We start from the raw sequence: 19,040 nt of genomic DNA on the forward strand, positions 1-19,040 counted from the left end.
CCGCCCGATGCCCGACTTGCAAGGCTTCGGCCCGATGCTGGCCGTCGGCACGCTGATGACCGTCCAGGTCGCCCTTCTCAGCACGCTCTTCGGCATTCTCATCGGCATCGCCGTCGCCATGATGAAACTGTCGTCGAGCCGCACGGCCCGCATCGCCGGCGATGTCTACACCACCATCGTGCGCGGCGTGCCGGCCCTGGTGCTGATCCTGCTGATCTATTTCGGCGGCGTGCGCGCGGTGAACGGCCTTGCCCGCTGGCTCGGCCATAGCGAGCATGTCGACATCAACGCCTTCGTCGCCGGCGTCTTCGCCCTGTCGCTGGCCTTCGGCGCCTATGCGACCGAGGTCTTTCGCGGCGCCTTCCAGGCGATCCCCAAGGGCCAGATCGAGGCGGCGCGCGCGCTCGGCATGGGCCGCTGGCTGACCTTCCGCCGGGTGTCGCTGCCGCAGGTCTGGCGCATCGCGCTGCCTGGTCTCGGCAACATCTTCCTCGTCATCCTCAAGGAGACGGCGCTCGTCTCCGTCATCGGCCTGGAGGAGCTGATGCGCAAGACCGAATACGCGGTCGGCTTCACCCGCCAGCCCTTCACCTTCTTCCTCGCGGCGGCCTTCATCTATCTCGCGCTGACCATCGTCAGCATGCTCGCCATCCAGGTGCTGGAGCGCCGGGCCTCGCGCGGCCTCGAACCGGCGGGTGCGGCATGAACCTCCAGGTGATGATCGACGCTCTGCCCGCGCTGCTTGGCGGCGCCGGCCTGACGCTGCGGCTGGTCGGCCTTGCGCTTGTCGCCGGCTTCGTCATGGCGCTTGGCGTGGCGCTCGCCCGCCTTGCGCGCAGCCCGTTCGCGTGGATGCCGGCCTATGGCTTCGTCTTCTTCTTCCGCGGCACGCCGCTCCTGGTGCAGATCTTCCTCGTCTATTACGGCCTGTCGCAATTCGCCGCCGTGCGCGCCAGCCCGTTCTGGGTGGTCCTGCGCGAGCCGTTCTGGTGCGCGCTGATCGCCTTCTCGCTGAACACCGCCGCCTATACGGCGGAGATCGTCCGCGGCGCCGTCCAGGCGGTGCCGCGCGGCCAGGTCGAGGCGGCGAAGGCCATCGGCATGTCGCGGCTGACCCGGATGCGCCGCATCGTCCTGCCGCAGGCGCTGCGCATCGGCCTGCCGGCCTATGGCAACGAGGTGATCCTCCTGATCAAGGCGAGTTCGCTCGCCAGCACCGTCACCCTGCTCGACCTCACCGGCGTCGCCCGCACCATCAGTTCGGTCAACTACATGCCGGTCGAGCTGCTCTCCATGGCCGCGCTGATCTACCTGACGATGACCTTCATCGTCACCCGCGCCTTCAAGCTGGCCGAGCATCTTCTGTCCGGCGACCGCCGCCAGCCGCCCTCCCTTGCGGCCCGCCCCGGTCCCGGTTCCGGCGCCGTCTCCCCTGGTGAAGCGAAATGACCCTGTCCCCCACGCCCGTCGCTGCCCCCACTCACGTCAAAGACTGGCACGCCGCCGCCCGCGACCTGTCGCCGGAGGCTGAGGCCTTCATCGACGGCCGCTACCGCCCGGCGCGCTCCGGCGCCACCTTCGCCACCCTCAACCCGGCGACGGGCCGCATCCTCGCCGATGTCGCCGCCTGCGGCGAAGCCGATGCGGACGCGGCGGTCGCGGCCGCCATCCGCGCCTTCGAGACGGGAAGCTGGTCGCGGGCCGCCCCGGCGGCGCGCAAGGCGGTGCTGCTGCGCCTTGCCGACCTCATCGAGGCGGATGCGGACGCCTTCGCGCTCCTTGAAACGCTCGACATGGGCAAGCCGATCCGCGACAGCCTGGCGATCGACGTGCCGGCGGCGGTGCGCTGCCTGCGCTGGTTCGCGGAAGCGGCCGACAAGCTCTATGACGAGATCGCTCCGACCCGGGGCGACGTGCTCGCCATGATCCGCCGCGTGCCGGTCGGGGTGGTCGCCGCCATCGTCCCCTGGAACTTCCCGCTGGTCACGGCGATGACCAAGATCGCCCCGGCGCTCGCCGCCGGCAACAGCGTGGTGTTGAAGCCGTCCGAACTGTCGCCGCTCTCGGCCCTGCGGCTCGGCCGCCTCGCCGCCGAGGCCGGCCTTCCCGACGGCGTCTTCAACGTGCTGCCGGGCATCGGCGCGGAGGCCGGCCGCGCGCTTGCCCTGCATGACGGCGTCGCCTCGCTCGCCTTCACCGGCTCCACCGCCGTCGGCAAGCTGCTGATGACCTATGCCGGCCGGTCCAACATGAAGAAGGTGGGCCTCGAATGCGGCGGCAAGTCCGCCAATATCGTGCTTGCCGACTGCCCGGACCTCGACCGGGCGGTGCAGGCTGCCGCCATGGGCGTCTTCCAGAACCAGGGCCAGATCTGCAATGCCGGCACCCGGCTGATCCTCGAGCGCCCCATCCGCGACGAATTCCTGGAAAAGCTGGTGGCGCTGGTGCGGACCTTCGAGCCGGGCGATCCCCTGCTGCCGGAGACCCGCTTCGGCGCGCTGGTGTCTGCGGCCCATGCCGAGCGGGTGCGCGGCTATATCGCCAAGGGGCTTGCGGACGGCGCGACCCGCCTCACCGGCGAGGGGCCGCCCGCCGCCGGCCTTGTGCCGGAAACCTGCGTCCGCCCCACCGTCTTTGCCGATGTCGACAACAGCATGGCCATCGCCCGCGAGGAGATCTTCGGTCCCGTCCTCTCGGTTTTCGATGCCGGCAGCCTCGACGAGGCCGTCGCCATCGCCAATGACAGTCCTTACGGGCTGGCGGCGGCGGTGTGGACCGGCAGCCTTGCCCGGGCGCTGGAGGCCGAGCGCCGCTTGGACACCGGCTTCGTCTGGATCAACACCCTGCGCGTCGGCGACATCACCGTCCCCTTCGGCGGGGTGAAGGCCTCGGGCAGCGGCCGCGACAAGTCCTTCCACGCCTTCGACAGCGTCACCCATCGCAAGAGCGTCTGGGTCGACCTCTCGGCAAGTTCGTGAGCGCCATGGCAAAGCGCGTCCTCGTCGGTGCGATCCTGCACGAGACCAACACGTTCAACGTGGTGCCGACCCGGCTCGCCGATTTCGCCGGCCGCTATCTCGTCTTCGGCGAGGCGGAGGCCCGCGCCCGGCTCGCCGGCACCGGCACGGAGGTCGGCGGCTTCCTGGAGGCCGCCGCCGCCCATGGCTGGGAGATCGTGCTGCCCGTTGCCGCCGCCTGCGGTCCCTCCGGCCCGCTCGCCGCCGCCGACTGGGCCGCCCTAAAGGACGCGATGCTCTCGGCAAGAGGGAGCTTCGACGGGGTGCTGCTCGCCCTGCACGGGGCGATGGTCAGCGAAGACTGCCTCGACCCGGAGGGCGAGCTGCTTGCCGCCCTGCGCGCCCGCCATGGCGAGCGGGTGCCCATCGTCGCGACGCTCGACATGCACGCCAATGTCTCGCCCCGCATGGTCGCCGCCGCCGATGCCTTATTCCCTTATCGCACCTATCCCCATGTCGATCATTTCGACTGCGCGGTGGAGGCCGCCGACGCGCTGGCGCGGCTGATGCAAGCGGCCGACAGGGATGAAGCCGACAGGGGCGGAGCCGGCAGCGGCCGGCTCACCCGCGCCGTGCTCGCCCGCCCGCCGATGATCGATGCCGCCGACCATGGCCGCACCGGCCCGCCGGGGCCGATGAACGCGCTGCTCGCCCATGCCGCCGCCCTTGCCGCGCGGCCAGGCGTCGTCTCGGCCGGGCTCACCATCGGCTTTCCCTGGGCCGATGTGCCCGATGCCGGGCCGGCCGCGATGGTGTCGGTGATGGCGGACGCGGCGGTCGACCCGCGCGCGCTGGCGCTCGACCTCGGCGAAAGGCTCTGGGACAGCCGCACGGAAACGCAGCTCGACTTTGCCGGCACCGAGACCGCGATCGCCGCCGCGCGCGCGCCGGGCGGCGACCCCCGGCCGCTGGTGCTGGCCGATTTCGCCGACAATCCGGCCGGCGGGGCCTATGGCGATTCGCCCAACCTGCTGCGCGCCATGCTGGAGGCGGGGCTGGACAACGCCGCTTTCGCGACGATCTGCGATCCCGCCGCCGTCACCCTTGCCGGCGAGGCGGGGGAGGGCGCCATGCTCGACCTGGCGCTGGGCGGCCGCCTTGCGCCGCACATCCCCCCGCCGCTGGCGCTCAGGGCCCGCGTCCTGCGGCTGCATCCCGGCACCTTCCGCTGCGAAGGTCCGGTGCTGCGCGGGCTCTCCGTCGACATGGGGCCGATGGCCTTGCTGGAGGCGGCGGGCCTTCGTATCGTCGTCGCCAGCCGGGCGCTCTCCGTCACCGATCTCAACCTGTTCCGCGCGCTCGGCATCGAGCCCGCCACGCTCTCCGTCATCGGCCTGAAGAGCCGCAACCATCTGCGCGCCGCCTTCGGGCCGATTGCCCGCGACATTCTGCTGGTCGATGCCGGCGGCATCGCCACCATGCGCTTGTCGCAGATCCCCTATAGTCGGATCAGACGGCCGCTCTGGCCGCTCGATCCCGTCGAGCACTTCTCCAACCTGGACGCTATCCATGTCTTCGACACCCAATCCGGACCTGAGGAACGATCCCTCCCCGTCGACGGCCACGCTCAAGGCCGCTGACCTTGCCCATCACCTGCATCCCTTCACCGACCATGGCGAACTGGCCGGCGAGGGCGGCGCGCGGGTCATCGTCTCGGCCAAGGGCTGCTACCTGACCGACAGCGACGGCGACCGCCTGCTCGACGGCATGGGCGGGCTGTGGTGCGTCAATATCGGCTATGGCCGCTCGGAACTGGCCGAGGCGGCGGCGCGGCAGATGCGCGAGCTGCCCTATTACAACACCTTCTTCAAGACGACGATGCCGGTCACCACCCTGCTCGCCGAGGAGCTGGCCGAACTCGCGCCCGAGGGGCTCAACCGCGTCTTCTTCGCCGCCTCCGGCTCGGAGGCGAACGACACCAACATCCGCATCGTCCGCAGCTACTGGCAGAAGCGCGGCGAGCCGCAGCGCACCGTCATCGTCTCGCGCAAGCTCGCCTATCACGGCAGCACCATCGCGGCGGCAAGCCTCACCGGCCTTGCCAGCATGCACGATATCCCCGGTATCCCGATCCCCGACATCCATCATGCGCCGGCCCCCAACTGGTGGGGCGAGGGCGGCGACATGAGCCCGGACGAGTTCGGCCTGAAGGCCGCGCGAGGGGTGGAGGAGACGATCCTTGCCGTCGGGCCGGAGCGCGTTGCCGCCTTCATCGGCGAGCCGGTGCAGGGCGCCGGCGGCGTCCTCGTGCCGCCCTCCAGCTACTGGCCGGAAGTCCAGCGGATCTGCCGCAAATACGGCATCCTGCTGATCGCCGACGAGGTGATCTGCGGCTTCGGGCGCACCGGCGAATGGTTCGGCAGCCAGACCTTCGGCATCGCCCCGGACATCATGACGGTCGCCAAGGGCCTGTCCTCCGGCTACCAGCCGATCTCGGCCAGCATCGTCCATGACCGGGTCGCCGAGGTGGTGTTCGACACGCCGGGCCGCTTCCCGCACGGCTACACCTATTCCGGCCATCCGGTCGCCGCCGCCGTTGCCCGCGAGAACCTTGCGATCCTGCGCCGGGAAGGCATCGTCGAGCGGGTCGGCGCCGATATCGGTCCCTATTTCCAGCAGCAACTCGCCACCCTGCTCGACCATCCGCTGGTCGGCGAGGTGCGCGGCGTCGGCCTGATGGCGGCGGTGGAGCTGACCCGCGACAAGGCCGGCCGGTCGGAGGTCCAGCCGGTCGGGTCGATGTCGACGCCGGTGCGCAATGCCTGTTTCGCCAATGGCCTTGCCACCCGCGCGGTGCGCGATTGCCTGGTCTTCTCCCCGCCGCTGGTGATCTCGCATGCCGAGGTCGACGAGCTGGTGTCGATCCTGCGCCGCAGCATCGACGAGGCGCTCGGCTGAGGCGCCTGATTGGCAAACTCCACATGAAAAACCCGCCGGGACGGTCGTCCCGGCGGGTTTTGCGTTTCGTCGCGCGGGCTTTGCGTCAGGCCGCGACCAGCTCTTCCAGCTTGCCCTTGGCCTCGTCGATCGAGGCCTCGCGCGCTTCCGGCCCGAAGGCCAGCTTCTCGGCGTAGACGAAGGTGATGTCGGTGATGCCGATGAAGCTCAGCATGGTCCGCAGATGCGGCTCCTGCGAATCCATCGCCTTGGCCGGGCCTTCGCTGTAGAGGCCGCCGCGGGTCGCAACAACGATGGCGCGCTTGCCGGTCATCAGGCCTTCCGGCCCGGCCTCGGTGTAGCGGAACGTCACGCCGGCGCGCAGCACGTAGTCGAACCAGGCCTTCAGCGTCGAGGGAATGCCGAAATTGTACATCGGCGCGCCGATCACCAGCACGTCGGCGGCCTTGACCTCGGCGATCAGCTCGTCGGAAAGCTTCTGGGCGGCGGCCTGCGCCGCGTTCGCCGGCTCGCCGCCGCGAATGGCGGTGGCGCCGTCGAGGTCGAGATGCGGCACCTGGCCGTTGCCGAGGTCGCGGCTGACGAGCTGCAGGCCCGGATTGCGGGCGGTGAGCTGGGCGATCGTGTCGTTCACCAGCTTGTTGGAAGCGGACGCATCGCCCAGCGCGCTGCTGGTGACGGCGAGAACCTGCAAAGTCGAGGGCATGCCCTGATCCTTTCGATAATGTGGTATCGCAGAGGTAGTCGCCCTTGCCCGGCATCAGAATTGCCGAAATCCGCACCACACTGTTGCGCCAGCAGGAACGCCGGATGATCGAACTGGAAGACATGCGCTATTTCGTCGAGATCGCCGACAGCGGCGGCTTCAGCCGTGCCGCCGCCCGCCTCGGCGTCTCCAAGTCCATCGTCAGCCGGCGAATCGCCCGCATCGAGGAGCATCTCGGCGCCCGCCTGCTCAACCGCACGACCCGCGGCGTCACCGCCACCGATGCCGGGCTGGAGTTCAAGGCGCGGGCCGAGCGGCTGCTTGCCGACTATGACGAGGCGCTCGACGCGGTCGCCGTCCATGGCGGCGAGGTGGTCGGCCGGCTGCGCATCTCCGCGCCGCTCTCCTTCGGCATCCACCATCTGGCGCCGGTGCTGGCCGAGCTTGCCGCCGCCCATCCGCGCCTGGAGCTCGACGTCTCGCTCACCGACCGGCTGGTCGATCTGATCGGCGAGCGGATCGACGCGGCGATTCGCATCGGCAAGCTGGAAGATTCCAGCCATGTCGCCCGCCGCATCGCGCCGATCCGCTCCCTCGTCGTCGCCAGCCCCGCCTATCTCGCCCGCAAGGGCCGGCCGGCCCGGCCGGAAGACCTTGCCGGCGACCATGACTGCCTGATCTATACCGGCAGCCGCTCGCCCGACTGGGTCTTCACCCGCGGCGAGGGGGTCGTCGCCGTGCGCCCGCGCGGCCGGCTGCGCAGCGACAGCGGCGAGACGCTGGTCGCCTGGGCGGTCGCCGGCCTCGGCATCGCCCAGCTCCCGTCCTTCCTGCTTGGCGACACGGTCGACACCGGCGCTCTCGTGCCCCTGCTGCTCGACCATCCGACCCCCGAATTCGGCATGTATGTCGTCCGCCCGCCCGGCCCCCATGCTCCCGGCAAGGTCAGGGCGCTGACCGAGGCCCTGCTGCGCCATTTCGGCGGCACCCCGGCCTGGGACCGCTGCGTCCGCCAGATGGCGCAGGAGGAGGCCGCCCGCCGCCCGGCCGGCGAAGCCGGCGCGCGGGGATAAGGCGCGCGCCGGGCGGGGATAACCGGGTTTTTCGGGCCATCGGCCGCCGTTTTTCGCCGTCGACGGCCCAATGTGCCGGTTTTGAGAACGCCGTCTCGAAATTCGCCGATATTGAGACGGAATTTTGCAAAATCCGTCTCGAAATTTTCCAAGCGTCCGGCGGCGGTCTTGTCCCCGTCTGTCCCCGCCCGTCGTCATGCTCCTTGCCGGCGGCAATTTCGTGCTAACCTGCCGGTCTTGTTGCGATTTGCGCCGCCTGCCGCGGTCGCGCGAAGGAGGCTGCGATGACCCTTGTACCCAGGCTGACATTTCACGGGGCGGCGGGGTGCGTCACCGGGTCGTGCTACCGGCTGGAAACGGCGGGCGGCACGCTGCTGCTCGATTGCGGCCTGTTCCAGGGCTCCAAGACCGAGAAGGAACTGAACTACCGGCCCTTCCCGTTTTCCGTCGGCGACATCGACGCGGTCATCCTCAGCCACGCCCATATCGACCATTCCGGCCTGCTGCCGAAGCTCGTCCGCGACGGCTATTCCGGGCCGATTTTCGCCACTGGCGCCACCTTCGAACTGTGCAGCGTGATGCTTCCCGACAGCGCCCACATCCAGGAGATCGAGGTCGAGCAGCTCAACCGCCGCAACCGTCGGCGGTCGCGCCGCGATGCCGTCGAGCCGATCTATACCGGCGCGGACGCCCAGGCGACGCTGGCGCTTTTCCACCCCTTTGCCTACGGCCACTGGTTCCAGGTCCTGCCCGGCCTGCGCGCCCGGTTCTGGAACGCCGGCCACCTGCTTGGCTCCGCCTCGGTCGAGCTGGAGATCGCCGAACCGCCAATGAAACTGCTGTTTTCCGGCGATATCGGCCCCGACTACAAGCTGATGCATCCGGAGCCGGAAGGCCCGAGCGGCATCGACTATCTCGTCTGCGAGAGCACCTATGGCGACACCGACCGGGAGGACGCTACCCCCGCCCACCGGCGCGGCCAGTTGCGCGCCGAGGTGAAGGCGGCGATGCATCCGGACGGCGTCCTCCTGATCCCCTCCTTCGCGGTCGAGCGGGCCCAGGAACTGATCAGCGACCTTGCCCGGCTGATGGCCGAGGGCGCCCTGCCGCAGATCCCGATCTATGTCGATTCGCCGCTCGCCGCCGCCGCGACCCGCGTCTTCGCCCGCCACGCCCGCGAGCTGGAAGGCGGCGAGGTTCTGCTCAAGGGCCTCGCCGCCCGCAACCTGCACATGACCGAGACGGTCGAACAGAGCAAGGCGCTCGACCGCGTCCGCGGCTTCCACATCGTCATCGCCGCCAGCGGCATGTGCGAGGCCGGCCGCATCCGCCACCGGCTGAAAAACTGGCTCTGGCGCGACGAGGCGACGGTCCTCTTGGTCGGCTACCAGGCGACCGGCACGCTCGGCCGCATCCTCCAGGACGGCGCGCCTTCGGTCCGTATCCAGGGCGAGGAGTTCAGCGTTCGCGCCAGAATCCGCTCCATCGACCTCTATTCCGGCCATGCCGACGGCCCGGAACTGGTGAGCTGGATCGCCGAACGCCTGCCGCTTGCCCACGACATTTTCCTGGTCCATGGCGAGCCCGAGGCGATCGACGGACTGGCCGCCCGCCTGCCCGGCCTCGTTGAGGCGGAGCACGTTCTCAAGCCCGGTCTCGACGAGACCTTCGAGCTGACGCCGACCGGCGCGGTTCGCCTTGCCGGCACGGCGCCGCCGCGGCTGCCGCGCGAGGAGGTGGCTCATCTCGATTGGCACAACGACGTCACCCGCCTGCTGCTCGACATCAGCGACCAGCTCGCCACCGAGCCCGACGAGAAGAGCCGCAACGTGGTGATCCGCCGGCTGCGCCGTGCGCTGTCCGAAGAGGCGGCGCAATAGGGCATCGCCCGGCCCTGTCGACCGCTCGCGCGTCACACCTGTCCGGCGCTCATCCCGCCTCCGGTCAGAAGATCAGCATCAGGATGCCGATCACCACCACCAGGCCGACGAGAAAGATGAAACCGACGGTTCCGCCGATGAACTTGAGCATGTGTCCCTCCATCGTGTCGGAAGGGCAACGCGTCAGCGGCCGGATCGTTGCACGGCGCCTGCAAGAGAGGGCGTCGATGCCGTCGAAGGATTCAGCTTTCTGAATCAACGCCGTGGCTGAAAGCTGCCGGCGGCCCGCAGACTCCTGTTGCGTTTGTTCTCATTTTGTTCTTTCATTCGGGCATGCAATACACGTTGCCGCTCGTTGCCGACACCCGCCTTGCGCGGGTTCACGGACTGCTGCTTGCCCGGTTCGGTCCGGTGCCGGAGTGCTACCGGCTCGACCCGGTGAGCCAGCTCGTCTTCGCGATGCTGAGCGGCCGGACACGGGATGCGGTCGCCATGGAGGTCTTTGCAGCGCTGGCCCGCCGGATGGGTGCCTGGGAGCGGCTGGCGGAAACGGCGGCGAGCGAGCTGGAGGGCATGATCGCCGGGGTGACCTTCGCCGAGCGCAAGGCGCGGCAGATCCCGGCCGCCCTGCGCGAGATCGCGGCCCGGCGCGGGCGGCTCGACCTGGAGTTCCTTGCCGGCTGGCCGGTGGAGGAGGGCCGGGTCTGGCTGGAGAGCCTGACCGGGGTCGGCCCCAAGACCAGCATGGCGGTGCTCGGGCTCAGCACGCTGCGCCGCCGGGCGCTGATGGTCGACACGGCCCATAACCGGGTCGCCGGCCGGCTGGGCCTCGTGCCGGTGCGCGCCGACATTGCCCACGCCACGCGGCTGCTCAATCGGCAGCTACCCGCAGCCTGGACCGCCGACGATACGGAAACCCACCATTTTCTGATGCAGGGGCTGGGCCGCAGCCATTGCCGTCACCGCCGGCCGGTCTGCGCGGACTGCCCGTTGTGCCGCCTCTGCCAGGCGGTGCCGGAGGGGCGGGCATGAGGGACGGGAAGATACTGGCGGCGCTGCGCGCCCGCATGGCCGCGGGCGGGCTGGACGAGGGGGCGGCCTGGCCGGCGGTCGGGCTGGATGCAGGGGCGGACGCGCAAGGGGCAGTGCTGCCCGGCGGGCTGGCGAGCGGGGCCCTGCACGAGCTGCAGCCGGCGACGCCGGCCGATATCGGCGCGGCGACCGGGTTTGCCCTGGGCCTTGCCGCGCGGCTGCTGGCGCGCCGTCCCGGCCCTCTTCTGTGGGGGCTGCCGTCGACGCGGGGCTGGCGCGAGGGTCGGCTTTATCCGGTCGGCCTTGCCGCCTTTGGTATCGATCCGGACCGGCTGATCCAGGTCGAGGTGAAGAAGACCGCCGACCTCCTGTGGAGCCTGGAGGAGGCGCTGGACCACCCCTCGCTCGCCGTCGTCGTCGGCCTGCTGCCCGAAGGCGACCGGCTCTACGACTTCACCGCGAGCCGCCGCCTGGCGATGCGCGCCGCCCGCCACGGGGCGACGGTGCTGCTGCTGGGAGCGGCGCCTGTCTTCGACATGGCAACGGCCGCCTCGACCCGCTGGTCGATTGCCGCTTCGGCAAGCCGGCCCGTGCCCCATGCCGGCCAGGCGGTGCCGGGGCTCGGCCCGCCGCGCTGGCAGGCCCGGCTGGTGAAATCGCGCAAGGGTCTTCTGGACGCCTGGGATCTCGAGTGGAACCATGACACGCTGTCTTTCCGTCTGGCTGCCCCGCTGGCCGACCGAGCGCCGCTGCGCCGGGCCGGCCCGCTCGCGCCGCGATCGACTGCCGCCTGACGAGGCGGGCCCGCTCGTGCTCTCCGTGCTGGAGCGGAATGGAGCACGGGTCAGCGCGGTCAACGCGCCCGCCGCCGCGCTCGGCCTTGCGCCGGGCATGCCGCTGGCCGATGCGCGGGCGATCCATCCCGCTCTCGCTGTTGCGTCGGCGGACCCGGACGGCGATGCGCAAGGCCTGCGCCGGCTCGCCCTGTGGTGCCAACGCTACAGCCCGCTGACCCGCATCGACGCGCCGGACGGCGTCTCCATCGACATTGCCGGCTGCGCCCATCTGTTCGGCGGCGAAGAGGCGCTGATGGCGGATCTCGCCGACCGGCTGCATGGCTTCGGCCTCACCGCCCGGCTTGCGCTGGCGCCGACGCTCGGCGCCGCTTGGGCGCTTGCCCGCTATGGCGAGACGGAGATGACGCGAGCCGCCCCCGGCGAGACGGGCGAGCGACTGGCGCCGCTTCCCGTCGCCGCCCTGCGCATCGAGGCGGAGACGGCGCGCGCCCTGGCCCGGCTTGGCCTCGACCGGATCGGACTATTAGCCGGCAAACCACGGGCGCCGCTCGCCGGCCGCTTCGGCCCGCTCCTGGTGCTGCGGCTCGACCAGGCCTTGGGGCGCGAGGGCGAGCGCTTCGATCCGGTCGAGGCGGCGCCGGTCCACCGCATCGCGCGCAATTTCGCCGAGCCGGTCGTCACGCTGGAGGCGATCGCCGAGGTGGCGGCGCGGCTTGTCGGCGAGCTTGCCGAGATGCTGCAGGGCCTCGGCAAGGCGGCGCGGCGGCTGGAACTGGCGCTCTATCGCGTCGACGGCTGGCGCGAGGCGCTGGAACTGCGCATCACCCGGCCGAGCAACGATGCCGCGCATCTTTTGCGCCTGCTCGGCGAGCGGCTCGACCGGCTGCGCGACCATGCCGGCTTCGGCTTCGAGGCGGCGGTGCTCTCCGCCTTCGAGGTGGAGCGCGCCGAGGCGGTGCAGGCGGCACTGTCGGGGCGCGAGCGTGTCGTCCCCCCGCCGGGCGATCTCGACCGCTTGCTCGACCGGCTGGTCAATCGCTTCGGGCCCGAGCGCGTCTGCCGCTTCGCGCCGCGCGAAAGCCATGTGCCGGAGCGCGCCTGCCATCCGGTCTCGGCGCTTGCTCAGGCGGTGCGCCACGACTGGGCGGCGCATTGCCGGGCCCTGCATGGCGGTGCCGCGCTTGCCCGCCCGCCGCTGCTGTTCGAACGTCCCGAGCCGGTGGAGGTGCTGGTGGAGATGCCGGACAAGCCGCCGGCGCGCTTCGAGTGGCGGCGCACCGCGCACCGCATCGTGCGCGCGGAAGGGCCGGAGCGGATCGCGCCGGAATGGTGGGCGGGCGGCGAGGCCAACCGCCTGACCCGCGACTATTACCGTGTCGAGGACACGGACGGGCGGCGCTTCTGGCTGTTCCGCGAAGGCCTTTACGACCGGCCCGGCGACACGGTGCGCTGGTTCGTCCATGGGCTGTTCGCATGATGGCGGCCTTCGCGGAACTGGTGGCGACCAGCAATTTCAGCTTCCTGCGCGGCGCCTCGCATGCGGCGGAGTTGGTGGCGACGGCGGCCCGGCTCGGCCTTGCTGCCATCGGCATCGCCGACCGCAACACGCTGGCCGGCGTCGTGCGGGCGCATGTGGCGGCGCGCGAGCATCCCATTCGTCTGATCGTCGGCGCGCGGCTGGTGCTGCGCGACGGGTTCGAACTGGTCATCCATCCGCAGGACCGGGAGGCCTATGGCCGGCTGAGCCGGCTGCTCACCCTCGGCAACCGGCGGGCGCCGAAAGGGGAATGCCATCTCGACTTTTCCGATCTCGGCGGGCTCGGGGAGGGGCAGCAGCTCATCGTCATCCCGCCGCGCAGCCTTGATGCCGCCTTCGCCGCGCGCCTTGCCGAGTTGGGGCAGGGCTATGCCGGCGCCGTCTCGCTGGCCCTGTCGCCCGCCCATCGCAGCGACGACAGGGCCCGTTTCGACCGCCTGGCGGAGCTTGCCGGGGCCTGCCGCACACCGCTGGTCGCGACCAACGACGTGCTCTACCACGCGCCCGAGCGGCGTCCCTTGCAGGATGTGCTCACCTGCATCCGCGCGCATGTGACCATCGACGCGGCCGGCTTCCTGCTGGAGCCGAATGCGGAGCGACACCTGAAGCCGCCGCGGGAAATGGCGCGGCTGCTGTCCGGCCATGAGCGCGCGCTGGAGCGCAGCCTGGAGATCGCCGAGCGTTGCCGGTTCAGCCTCGACGAGCTGTCACCGCATTATCCGGACGAGCCGGCCGGCGAGAGCGCGACGCCGCAGCAGGAGTTGGAGCGGCTGACCTGGCTGGGGGCCGAAAACCGGTTTCCGCAAGGCATCCCACCGGATGTGCAGGCGAACATCGCGCGCGAACTGCGGCTGATCGGCGAACTCGGCTTCGCCTCCTATTTCCTCACCGTGCAGGACATCGTCCGCTTCGCCCGCAGCCAGGATCCGCCGATCCTGTGCCAGGGGCGCGGCTCCTCGGCCAATTCCGTCGTCTGCTATTGCCTCGGCATCACTTCGGTCAATCCGACCGAGATCGACCTCTTGTTCGAGCGCTTCGTGTCGGCGGCGCGCGGCGAGCCGCCGGATATCGACGTCGATTTCGAGCATGAGCGGCGCGAGGAGGTGATTCAGTACATCTATCGGCGCTATGGCCGCGAACGCGCCGGCCTTGCCGCCACGGTGATCCGCTACCGCGCCCGCAGCGCCGTCAATGACGTCGGCAAGGCGATGGGCCTGTCGACCGACGTGGTCGGCGCCATGTCCGGCCTGATCTGGGGCTGGTCGGGCAGCGCGCCGGCGGAAGGCGAGATCCGCCAGGCCGGGCTCGATGCCCGCGATCCCCGCCTGACGCAGACCGTCCGGTTGGTGCGCCAGTTGATCGACTTCCCCCGCCACCTGTCGCAGCATGTCGGCGGTTTCGTCATCACCCGCGAACGTCTCGACGAGGTGGTCCCGATCGCCAATGCGGCGATGGAGGACCGCACCGTGGTGGAATGGGACAAGGACGACCTCGACGCGCTCGGCATCCTCAAGGTCGATGTGCTGGCGCTCGGCATGCTGACCTGCCTGCGCAAGAGCTTCGACCTGCTGCGCGGCCATTACGGCCGCGACATGGGGCTGGCGAGCGTGCCGCGTGACGATCCGGCGACCTATGCGATGATCCAAAAGGCCGATACGGTCGGCGTCTTCCAGATCGAGAGCCGGGCGCAGATGTCGATGCTGCCGCGCCTTAGACCTGAAAACTTCTACGATCTCGTCATCCAGATCGCCATCGTCCGCCCCGGACCGATCCAGGGCGACATGGTCAATCCCTATCTGCGCCGGCGCAAGGGGCTGGAGCAGGTCGACTATCCCTCGCCCGAGCTTGCGGCGGTGCTGAAGAAGACCCTGGGCGTGCCGCTGTTCCAGGAACAGGCGATGAAGATCGCCATCGTCGGGGCCGGCTTTTCGCCGGATGAGGCGGACCGGCTGCGCCGGGCGATGGCCTCCTTCCGCAACATCGGCACGATCGAACAGTTCCGCGAGAAATTCGTCGCCGGCATGATCGCGAAGGGCTATCAGCCCGACTTCGCCGCCCGCTGCTTCGAGCAGATCAAGGGCTTCAGCGATTACGGCTTTCCCGAAAGCCATTCGGCAAGCTTCGCCCTGCTCGCCTATGCCTCCTCCTGGCTCAAGTGCCACTATCCGGAGGTTTTCGCCTGCGCTCTGCTCAACTCGCAGCCGATGGGTTTTTATTCCTCCGCCTCCATCGTGCGGGACCTGCGTGCCCATGGCGGCCGCGTGCTGCCGGTCGATGTCAATCACAGCGGCTGGGACCACACGCTGGAGGCGGCGGAGCGATCCGGAGCGCAGACGGGCGAGGGCGGCAATGCCTTCGCCCTGCGGCTCGGCCTGCGCCAGGTCGACGGATTGGGCGAGGAAGCGGGAGAGGCGCTGGCGGCGGCCCGCGGCATGGGCTTTGCGGATCTCGCCGACCTGCATGGCCGGGCCGGCCTCGACAGCCGGGCGCTGGTGGCGCTGGCCAATGCCGATGCCTTCCGCTCGCTCGGCCTCGACCGGCGCCAGGCCTTGTGGGAGATCAAGGGGCTGGCCGGCCGGCTCGGGCGCGCGGGCGGCCAGGACGACCTGCCGCTGTTCGGCGGGCGGCAGGGACTGGCCTTGCTTGCCGCGCGGGAAGAGCAGGTGGAACTGCCGTCCATGCGCCCCGGCGAGCATGTGGTGGAAGACTACGCTAGCCTGCACCTGTCGTTGAAGGCGCATCCCTTCGCCTTCCTGCGCGCCCGCCTCGAGGCCTGCCGCAGCTTGCGCGCGGCCGATCTCGCGTCGCAGGGCAATGGCCGGTTCGTCCGCGTTGCCGGCCTCGTGCTGGTGCGCCAGCGTCCGCAAACCGCCAAGAACGTCACCTTCCTGACGCTGGAGGACGAGACGGGCATCGCCAATATCGTGGTCTGGAGCCGGCTCTTCGAGCGCAGCCGGCGGATCGTCATGGGCGCGCGCGCCATCCTGGTGGACGGCGCCATCCAGAAGGAGGACGGCGTCATCCATCTGGTGGCGCGGCAGCTCACCGACATCACGCCGGAGCTGATGGCCGCGCTGTCGAAGGAGCCGCCGCCGCAGGAGGGGCCGAAGCTTTCGGGGGCGAGCCTGTGGCGCCATCCGCGCGACACCCGCGTCCTGCCGAAGGGGCGGAATTTCCACTGAGGGCAGGTGCGCTGCGGCCCACCGGCTCAGGCGGCGGAGCGCTGGAGCATGTAATGCACGATGCCGTGTTCGCCGGCGGTAACAGTCACGCTGCCGAGCCCGCAGGCCGGCAGGTCCAGCCCCTGCAGCAGGTTTTCGCCCTTGCCGAACACCGCGGGCACGACCGCAAGATGCATCTCGTCGATGAGGCCGGCCTCAAGATACTGGCGCAAGGTCGAGACGCCGCCGCCGACCCGCACGTCGCGGTCGCCGGCCGCGGCCCTTGCGCGCTCCAGCGCCGCATGAATGCCGTCGGTGACGAAATGAAACACCGTACCGCCCGGCATCTCGAAGCTGGCACGAGGATGGTGGGTCAGGACGAAAACGTCACAGTGAAAAGGCGGAGTATCGCCCCACCACCCCTTCCAGCCGTCGTCCGGCCAGGGACCGCGCACGGGACCGAACATGTTCCGCCCCATGATCCAGGCGCCGACATTCTCGAAGCTGCGGGCGATGAACTTCTCGTTGATGCCGGGAGTGCCGCCGTCTTCGCCCAGCACGCGGCGGCGGAAGCTCGGCGTGTCGAACACCCACTCGCGCAGGGCCTCGCTGCCGACGCCCATCGGCTCCGTCTCGCTCTGGTCGGGGCCGGCGCCATAGCCGTCGAGCGACAGGCTGAAGCAGTGAACGCGGAGCTTGGGCATGGGTTCCTCCAAACCGATTGCAAACCGAAAGCAGTTGTCTTGTGTCACGACTGCTCCTAGATTGCAACCGGTTTTGACGGAGGCGGCATGCAGGACATCGAGCGCCGGTCGGGATGCCCGATCAATCTGGCGATGGAAGTGCTGGGGGATCGCTGGAGCCTCGTCGTCATCCGCGACATGATGTTCGGCAACCGCCGGCATTTCCGCGAGTTGCTGACCCGTTCGGAGGAAGGCATCGCCTCCAACATCCTGGCGGCCCGGCTGAAGCGTTTGGTCGCGCTCGGCCTCGTCACGAGGCGGGACGATCCGAGCCACAGCCAGAAGGCGATCTACAGCTTGGCCGAACCGGCGATCCAACTGGTGCCGGTGCTGGCGATGCTCGGCGCCTGGGGGCGCCGGCACCTGCCGGTCAGCGAGGAACTGTCGATCCGCGCGCAGCTTCTGGAAGAGGGCGGCGAGCCGATGTGGACCGCCTTCATGGATGACCTGCGCCGCCTGCATCTGGAGAACCCCGTCGCCGGCGCCAGCGGAGCCATTGTCTCGCCGGTTCTCGCGGACCTCACCAGGGCCTTTGAGGCCGTGCGGGCGCGGTCGGCACCTGCCGGATAGGAGATCCTCCCTGGGCGCTGTCCTTGGGCGCCTCGCCGGGGCCTCCTGCCCTCTGGCTGCGATTCCCTCAAGATGTCGGCTGTGCCGATAGCGAGGCGCGAGGCCTTGCAGGAAGGCTGTCCTTTCCGCCGTCCTTCTGCTGCGGGCGGAGGGCCGAACATTTAGCCGGATCTCCTGCTCTTGGTGTTCTTGACAACGTTGTCATTCGAATGTTAGTGGCAATGACAACGTTGTCATGCGGTGATTGACGAGCCGATGGAACGGATCGGTTCGGTGTTTCGGAGACGACGAAAAGGCCAGCCGACCGGAGGCTCGGCAGCGAAATCCAGGCGGGAGGGCGTGGCGGGAGCCGCGCGAGGGACGGAACGATGCGGGAAGACGGGATCCTCAAGGCAAGTGCTGCACAAGGCGCCGGCGGTCCGGACCTCGGCCTGTCGCCGGAGCGCGGAGAGCTCGCCCTGCCGGTCCTGACCCTGGACGAGGCAGCCTTCGACGCGAATGTCGAGGCGATGTTCGACTATGTCGCCAAGGCCGGCGTCTCCATCGCCCCGCATGCCAAGACGCCGATGTCCCCCGAACTGTCGCAGCGCCTGCTGGATCGCGGTGCCTGGGGGCTTTCCGTCGCCAACCTGCAGCAGGCACGCGTGTTCCTCGAGAGTGGCGCCCGCCGTCTGCTCGTCGCCAACCAGATCGGCGGCCTTCGCTCGGCCGAACGGTTCGCCGCGCTCCTGCAGCGCTTTCCCGACGCGACGCTCGTCTTCTTCGCTGACGCGCCCGAGAGCCTGGAGGCGGTCGATCATGTCGGCCGCACCGCCGGACGCACCGTGCCGGTGCTGGTGGAGGTCGGGGCGGGCCGTGCCGGTGCGCGCAGCCTCGACGCCGCCTGCGCCGTGATCGACGCCGCGTCCCGCCTGTCCCATGTCGAGCTTGCCGGCGTCGCCGCCTATGAGGGGGCTGCTGCAACCGCCGATCCGCAGGAAACGATGAGGGCGATTTCCGCGCTTGATGCGCTGGTCGGCGAGGTGCATGCCCTGCTGCGCGCTGCCGCGCCGGGCCGTCCGCTGATCCTCAGCGCCGGCGGGTCCTCCTTCTTTGATCTCGTCGTCGGCGATCTCAAGCCGCTGGCGCGCCGGGACGGCAACACCGAACTGGTGCTGCGCAGCGGCGCGATCTTCTTTCACGACCACGGGGTCTATGAGCGGGCGCTCGCCGCGATGGATGCGCGGGCCGGCTTTGCCGCGGTGACGGGCGTTGCTGCGCTCGACGCCTTCCGCCCGGCGCTGACCGTCTGGGCCGAGGTGCTGTCGCGGCCCGAGCCGGGGCTTGCGATCTGCGGCATGGGCATGCGCGACGTCTCCTATGACCAGGATCTGCCGGTACCGCTTGCGGCCTGGCGCGAGGGAGTGCAAACAGCAAGCCGCGATGCCCTGGGCAAGGTGGTGAAGCTCAACGACCAGCACGCCTTCCTGCGGCTGCCGGAAGGCAGCGATCTTGGCGTCGGCGACATCGTCGCCTTCGGCATCTCCCATCCCTGCACCTGCCTGGACCGCTGGCGGGTGATCCTCGGGCGCGGCACCGATGGCCGGATCGCCGCCGCCTATCCCACCCATTTCAGCTAGGACGCCG

The 19,040-nt window shown here is 69.9% G+C and carries 15 protein-coding genes; 13 read left to right on the plus strand and 2 right to left on the minus strand.

Features of this window, described 5'->3' with window-relative positions; translation table 11 throughout:
- Positions 1-7 precede the first annotated feature (7 nt).
- Genes TSB10P1A_RS14205 through TSB10P1A_RS14225 form a run of 5 tightly spaced genes read left to right on the plus strand, consistent with a single transcriptional unit; the run spans position 8 to position 5,915 of the window.
- On the plus strand, positions 8-706 hold the full coding sequence (locus TSB10P1A_RS14205) for an ABC transporter permease (RefSeq protein ID WP_186388595.1): 699 nt from the start codon (positions 8-10) through the stop codon (positions 704-706).
- Complete coding sequence (locus tag TSB10P1A_RS14210) at positions 703-1,449, plus strand: ABC transporter permease (RefSeq protein WP_186388596.1); 747 nt, start codon at positions 703-705, stop codon at positions 1,447-1,449. The genes TSB10P1A_RS14205 and TSB10P1A_RS14210 overlap by 4 nt, the downstream gene beginning before the upstream one ends.
- On the plus strand, positions 1,446-2,978 hold the full coding sequence (locus tag TSB10P1A_RS14215; protein WP_186388597.1) for an aldehyde dehydrogenase: 1,533 nt from the start codon (positions 1,446-1,448) through the stop codon (positions 2,976-2,978). Before TSB10P1A_RS14210 ends, TSB10P1A_RS14215 begins: the two co-directional genes overlap by 4 nt.
- Positions 2,979-2,983: 5 nt before the next feature.
- Positions 2,984-4,597, plus strand: coding sequence for a M81 family metallopeptidase (locus TSB10P1A_RS14220; RefSeq protein ID WP_186388598.1), 1,614 nt, complete (start codon positions 2,984-2,986; stop codon positions 4,595-4,597).
- Positions 4,527-5,915, plus strand: a complete 1,389-nt coding sequence (locus TSB10P1A_RS14225) for an aspartate aminotransferase family protein (RefSeq protein WP_186388599.1) — start codon at positions 4,527-4,529, stop codon at positions 5,913-5,915. The genes TSB10P1A_RS14220 and TSB10P1A_RS14225 overlap by 71 nt, the downstream gene beginning before the upstream one ends.
- Before the next feature lie 85 nt (positions 5,916-6,000).
- On the opposite strand, the gene TSB10P1A_RS14230 is transcribed toward TSB10P1A_RS14225, so the two are convergent.
- Positions 6,001-6,621 carry an FMN-dependent NADH-azoreductase gene (locus tag TSB10P1A_RS14230; protein ID WP_186388600.1) on the minus strand — a complete coding sequence of 207 codons (621 nt, stop codon included), beginning with the start codon at positions 6,619-6,621 and terminating at the stop codon, positions 6,001-6,003.
- A gap of 104 nt (positions 6,622-6,725) precedes the next feature.
- Between TSB10P1A_RS14230 and TSB10P1A_RS14235 the strand changes: the two genes are divergently transcribed.
- From TSB10P1A_RS14235 to TSB10P1A_RS14260, 6 genes are all read left to right on the plus strand, one after another.
- Positions 6,726-7,694 (plus strand): LysR family transcriptional regulator, encoded by a 969-nt coding sequence (locus TSB10P1A_RS14235; protein ID WP_186388601.1) that lies wholly within the window; start codon positions 6,726-6,728, stop codon positions 7,692-7,694.
- 284 nt (positions 7,695-7,978) lie between these two features.
- On the plus strand, positions 7,979-9,574 hold the full coding sequence (locus tag TSB10P1A_RS14240; RefSeq protein ID WP_186388602.1) for an MBL fold metallo-hydrolase RNA specificity domain-containing protein: 1,596 nt from the start codon (positions 7,979-7,981) through the stop codon (positions 9,572-9,574).
- A 333-nt stretch (positions 9,575-9,907) separates the two neighbouring features.
- Positions 9,908-10,606, plus strand: coding sequence for an endonuclease III (gene nth / locus TSB10P1A_RS14245; protein WP_186388603.1), 699 nt, complete (start codon positions 9,908-9,910; stop codon positions 10,604-10,606).
- Entirely contained in the window at positions 10,603-11,400 is a 798-nt protein-coding gene (locus TSB10P1A_RS14250; protein WP_186388604.1) for an ImuA family protein, read from the plus strand. Before nth ends, TSB10P1A_RS14250 begins: the two co-directional genes overlap by 4 nt.
- Entirely contained in the window at positions 11,306-12,880 is a 1,575-nt protein-coding gene (locus tag TSB10P1A_RS14255) for a DNA polymerase Y family protein (protein ID WP_186388605.1), read from the plus strand. Before TSB10P1A_RS14250 ends, TSB10P1A_RS14255 begins: the two co-directional genes overlap by 95 nt.
- Complete coding sequence (locus TSB10P1A_RS14260; protein WP_208987103.1) at positions 12,877-16,122, plus strand: error-prone DNA polymerase; 3,246 nt, start codon at positions 12,877-12,879, stop codon at positions 16,120-16,122. Before TSB10P1A_RS14255 ends, TSB10P1A_RS14260 begins: the two co-directional genes overlap by 4 nt.
- A gap of 26 nt (positions 16,123-16,148) precedes the next feature.
- Here the strand turns inward: TSB10P1A_RS14260 and TSB10P1A_RS14265 are convergent, their stop codons facing one another.
- Positions 16,149-16,805: a dihydrofolate reductase family protein gene (locus TSB10P1A_RS14265; RefSeq protein WP_186388606.1), complete on the minus strand. Its 657-nt coding sequence runs from the start codon at positions 16,803-16,805 to the stop codon at positions 16,149-16,151.
- 87 nt (positions 16,806-16,892) lie between these two features.
- Here TSB10P1A_RS14265 and TSB10P1A_RS14270 point away from each other — a divergent pair, with 87 nt between their 5' ends.
- Both TSB10P1A_RS14270 and TSB10P1A_RS14275 read left to right on the plus strand, forming a co-directional pair.
- Entirely contained in the window at positions 16,893-17,414 is a 522-nt protein-coding gene (locus TSB10P1A_RS14270; RefSeq protein ID WP_186388607.1) for a helix-turn-helix domain-containing protein, read from the plus strand.
- Between the two features lie 368 nt (positions 17,415-17,782).
- Entirely contained in the window at positions 17,783-19,033 is a 1,251-nt protein-coding gene (locus TSB10P1A_RS14275) for an alanine racemase (RefSeq protein WP_186388608.1), read from the plus strand.
- Positions 19,034-19,040 lie beyond the last annotated feature (7 nt).

This window comes from Stappia sp. TSB10P1A (genome assembly GCF_900185725.1).
Lineage (GTDB): Bacteria > Pseudomonadota > Alphaproteobacteria > Rhizobiales > Stappiaceae > Stappia.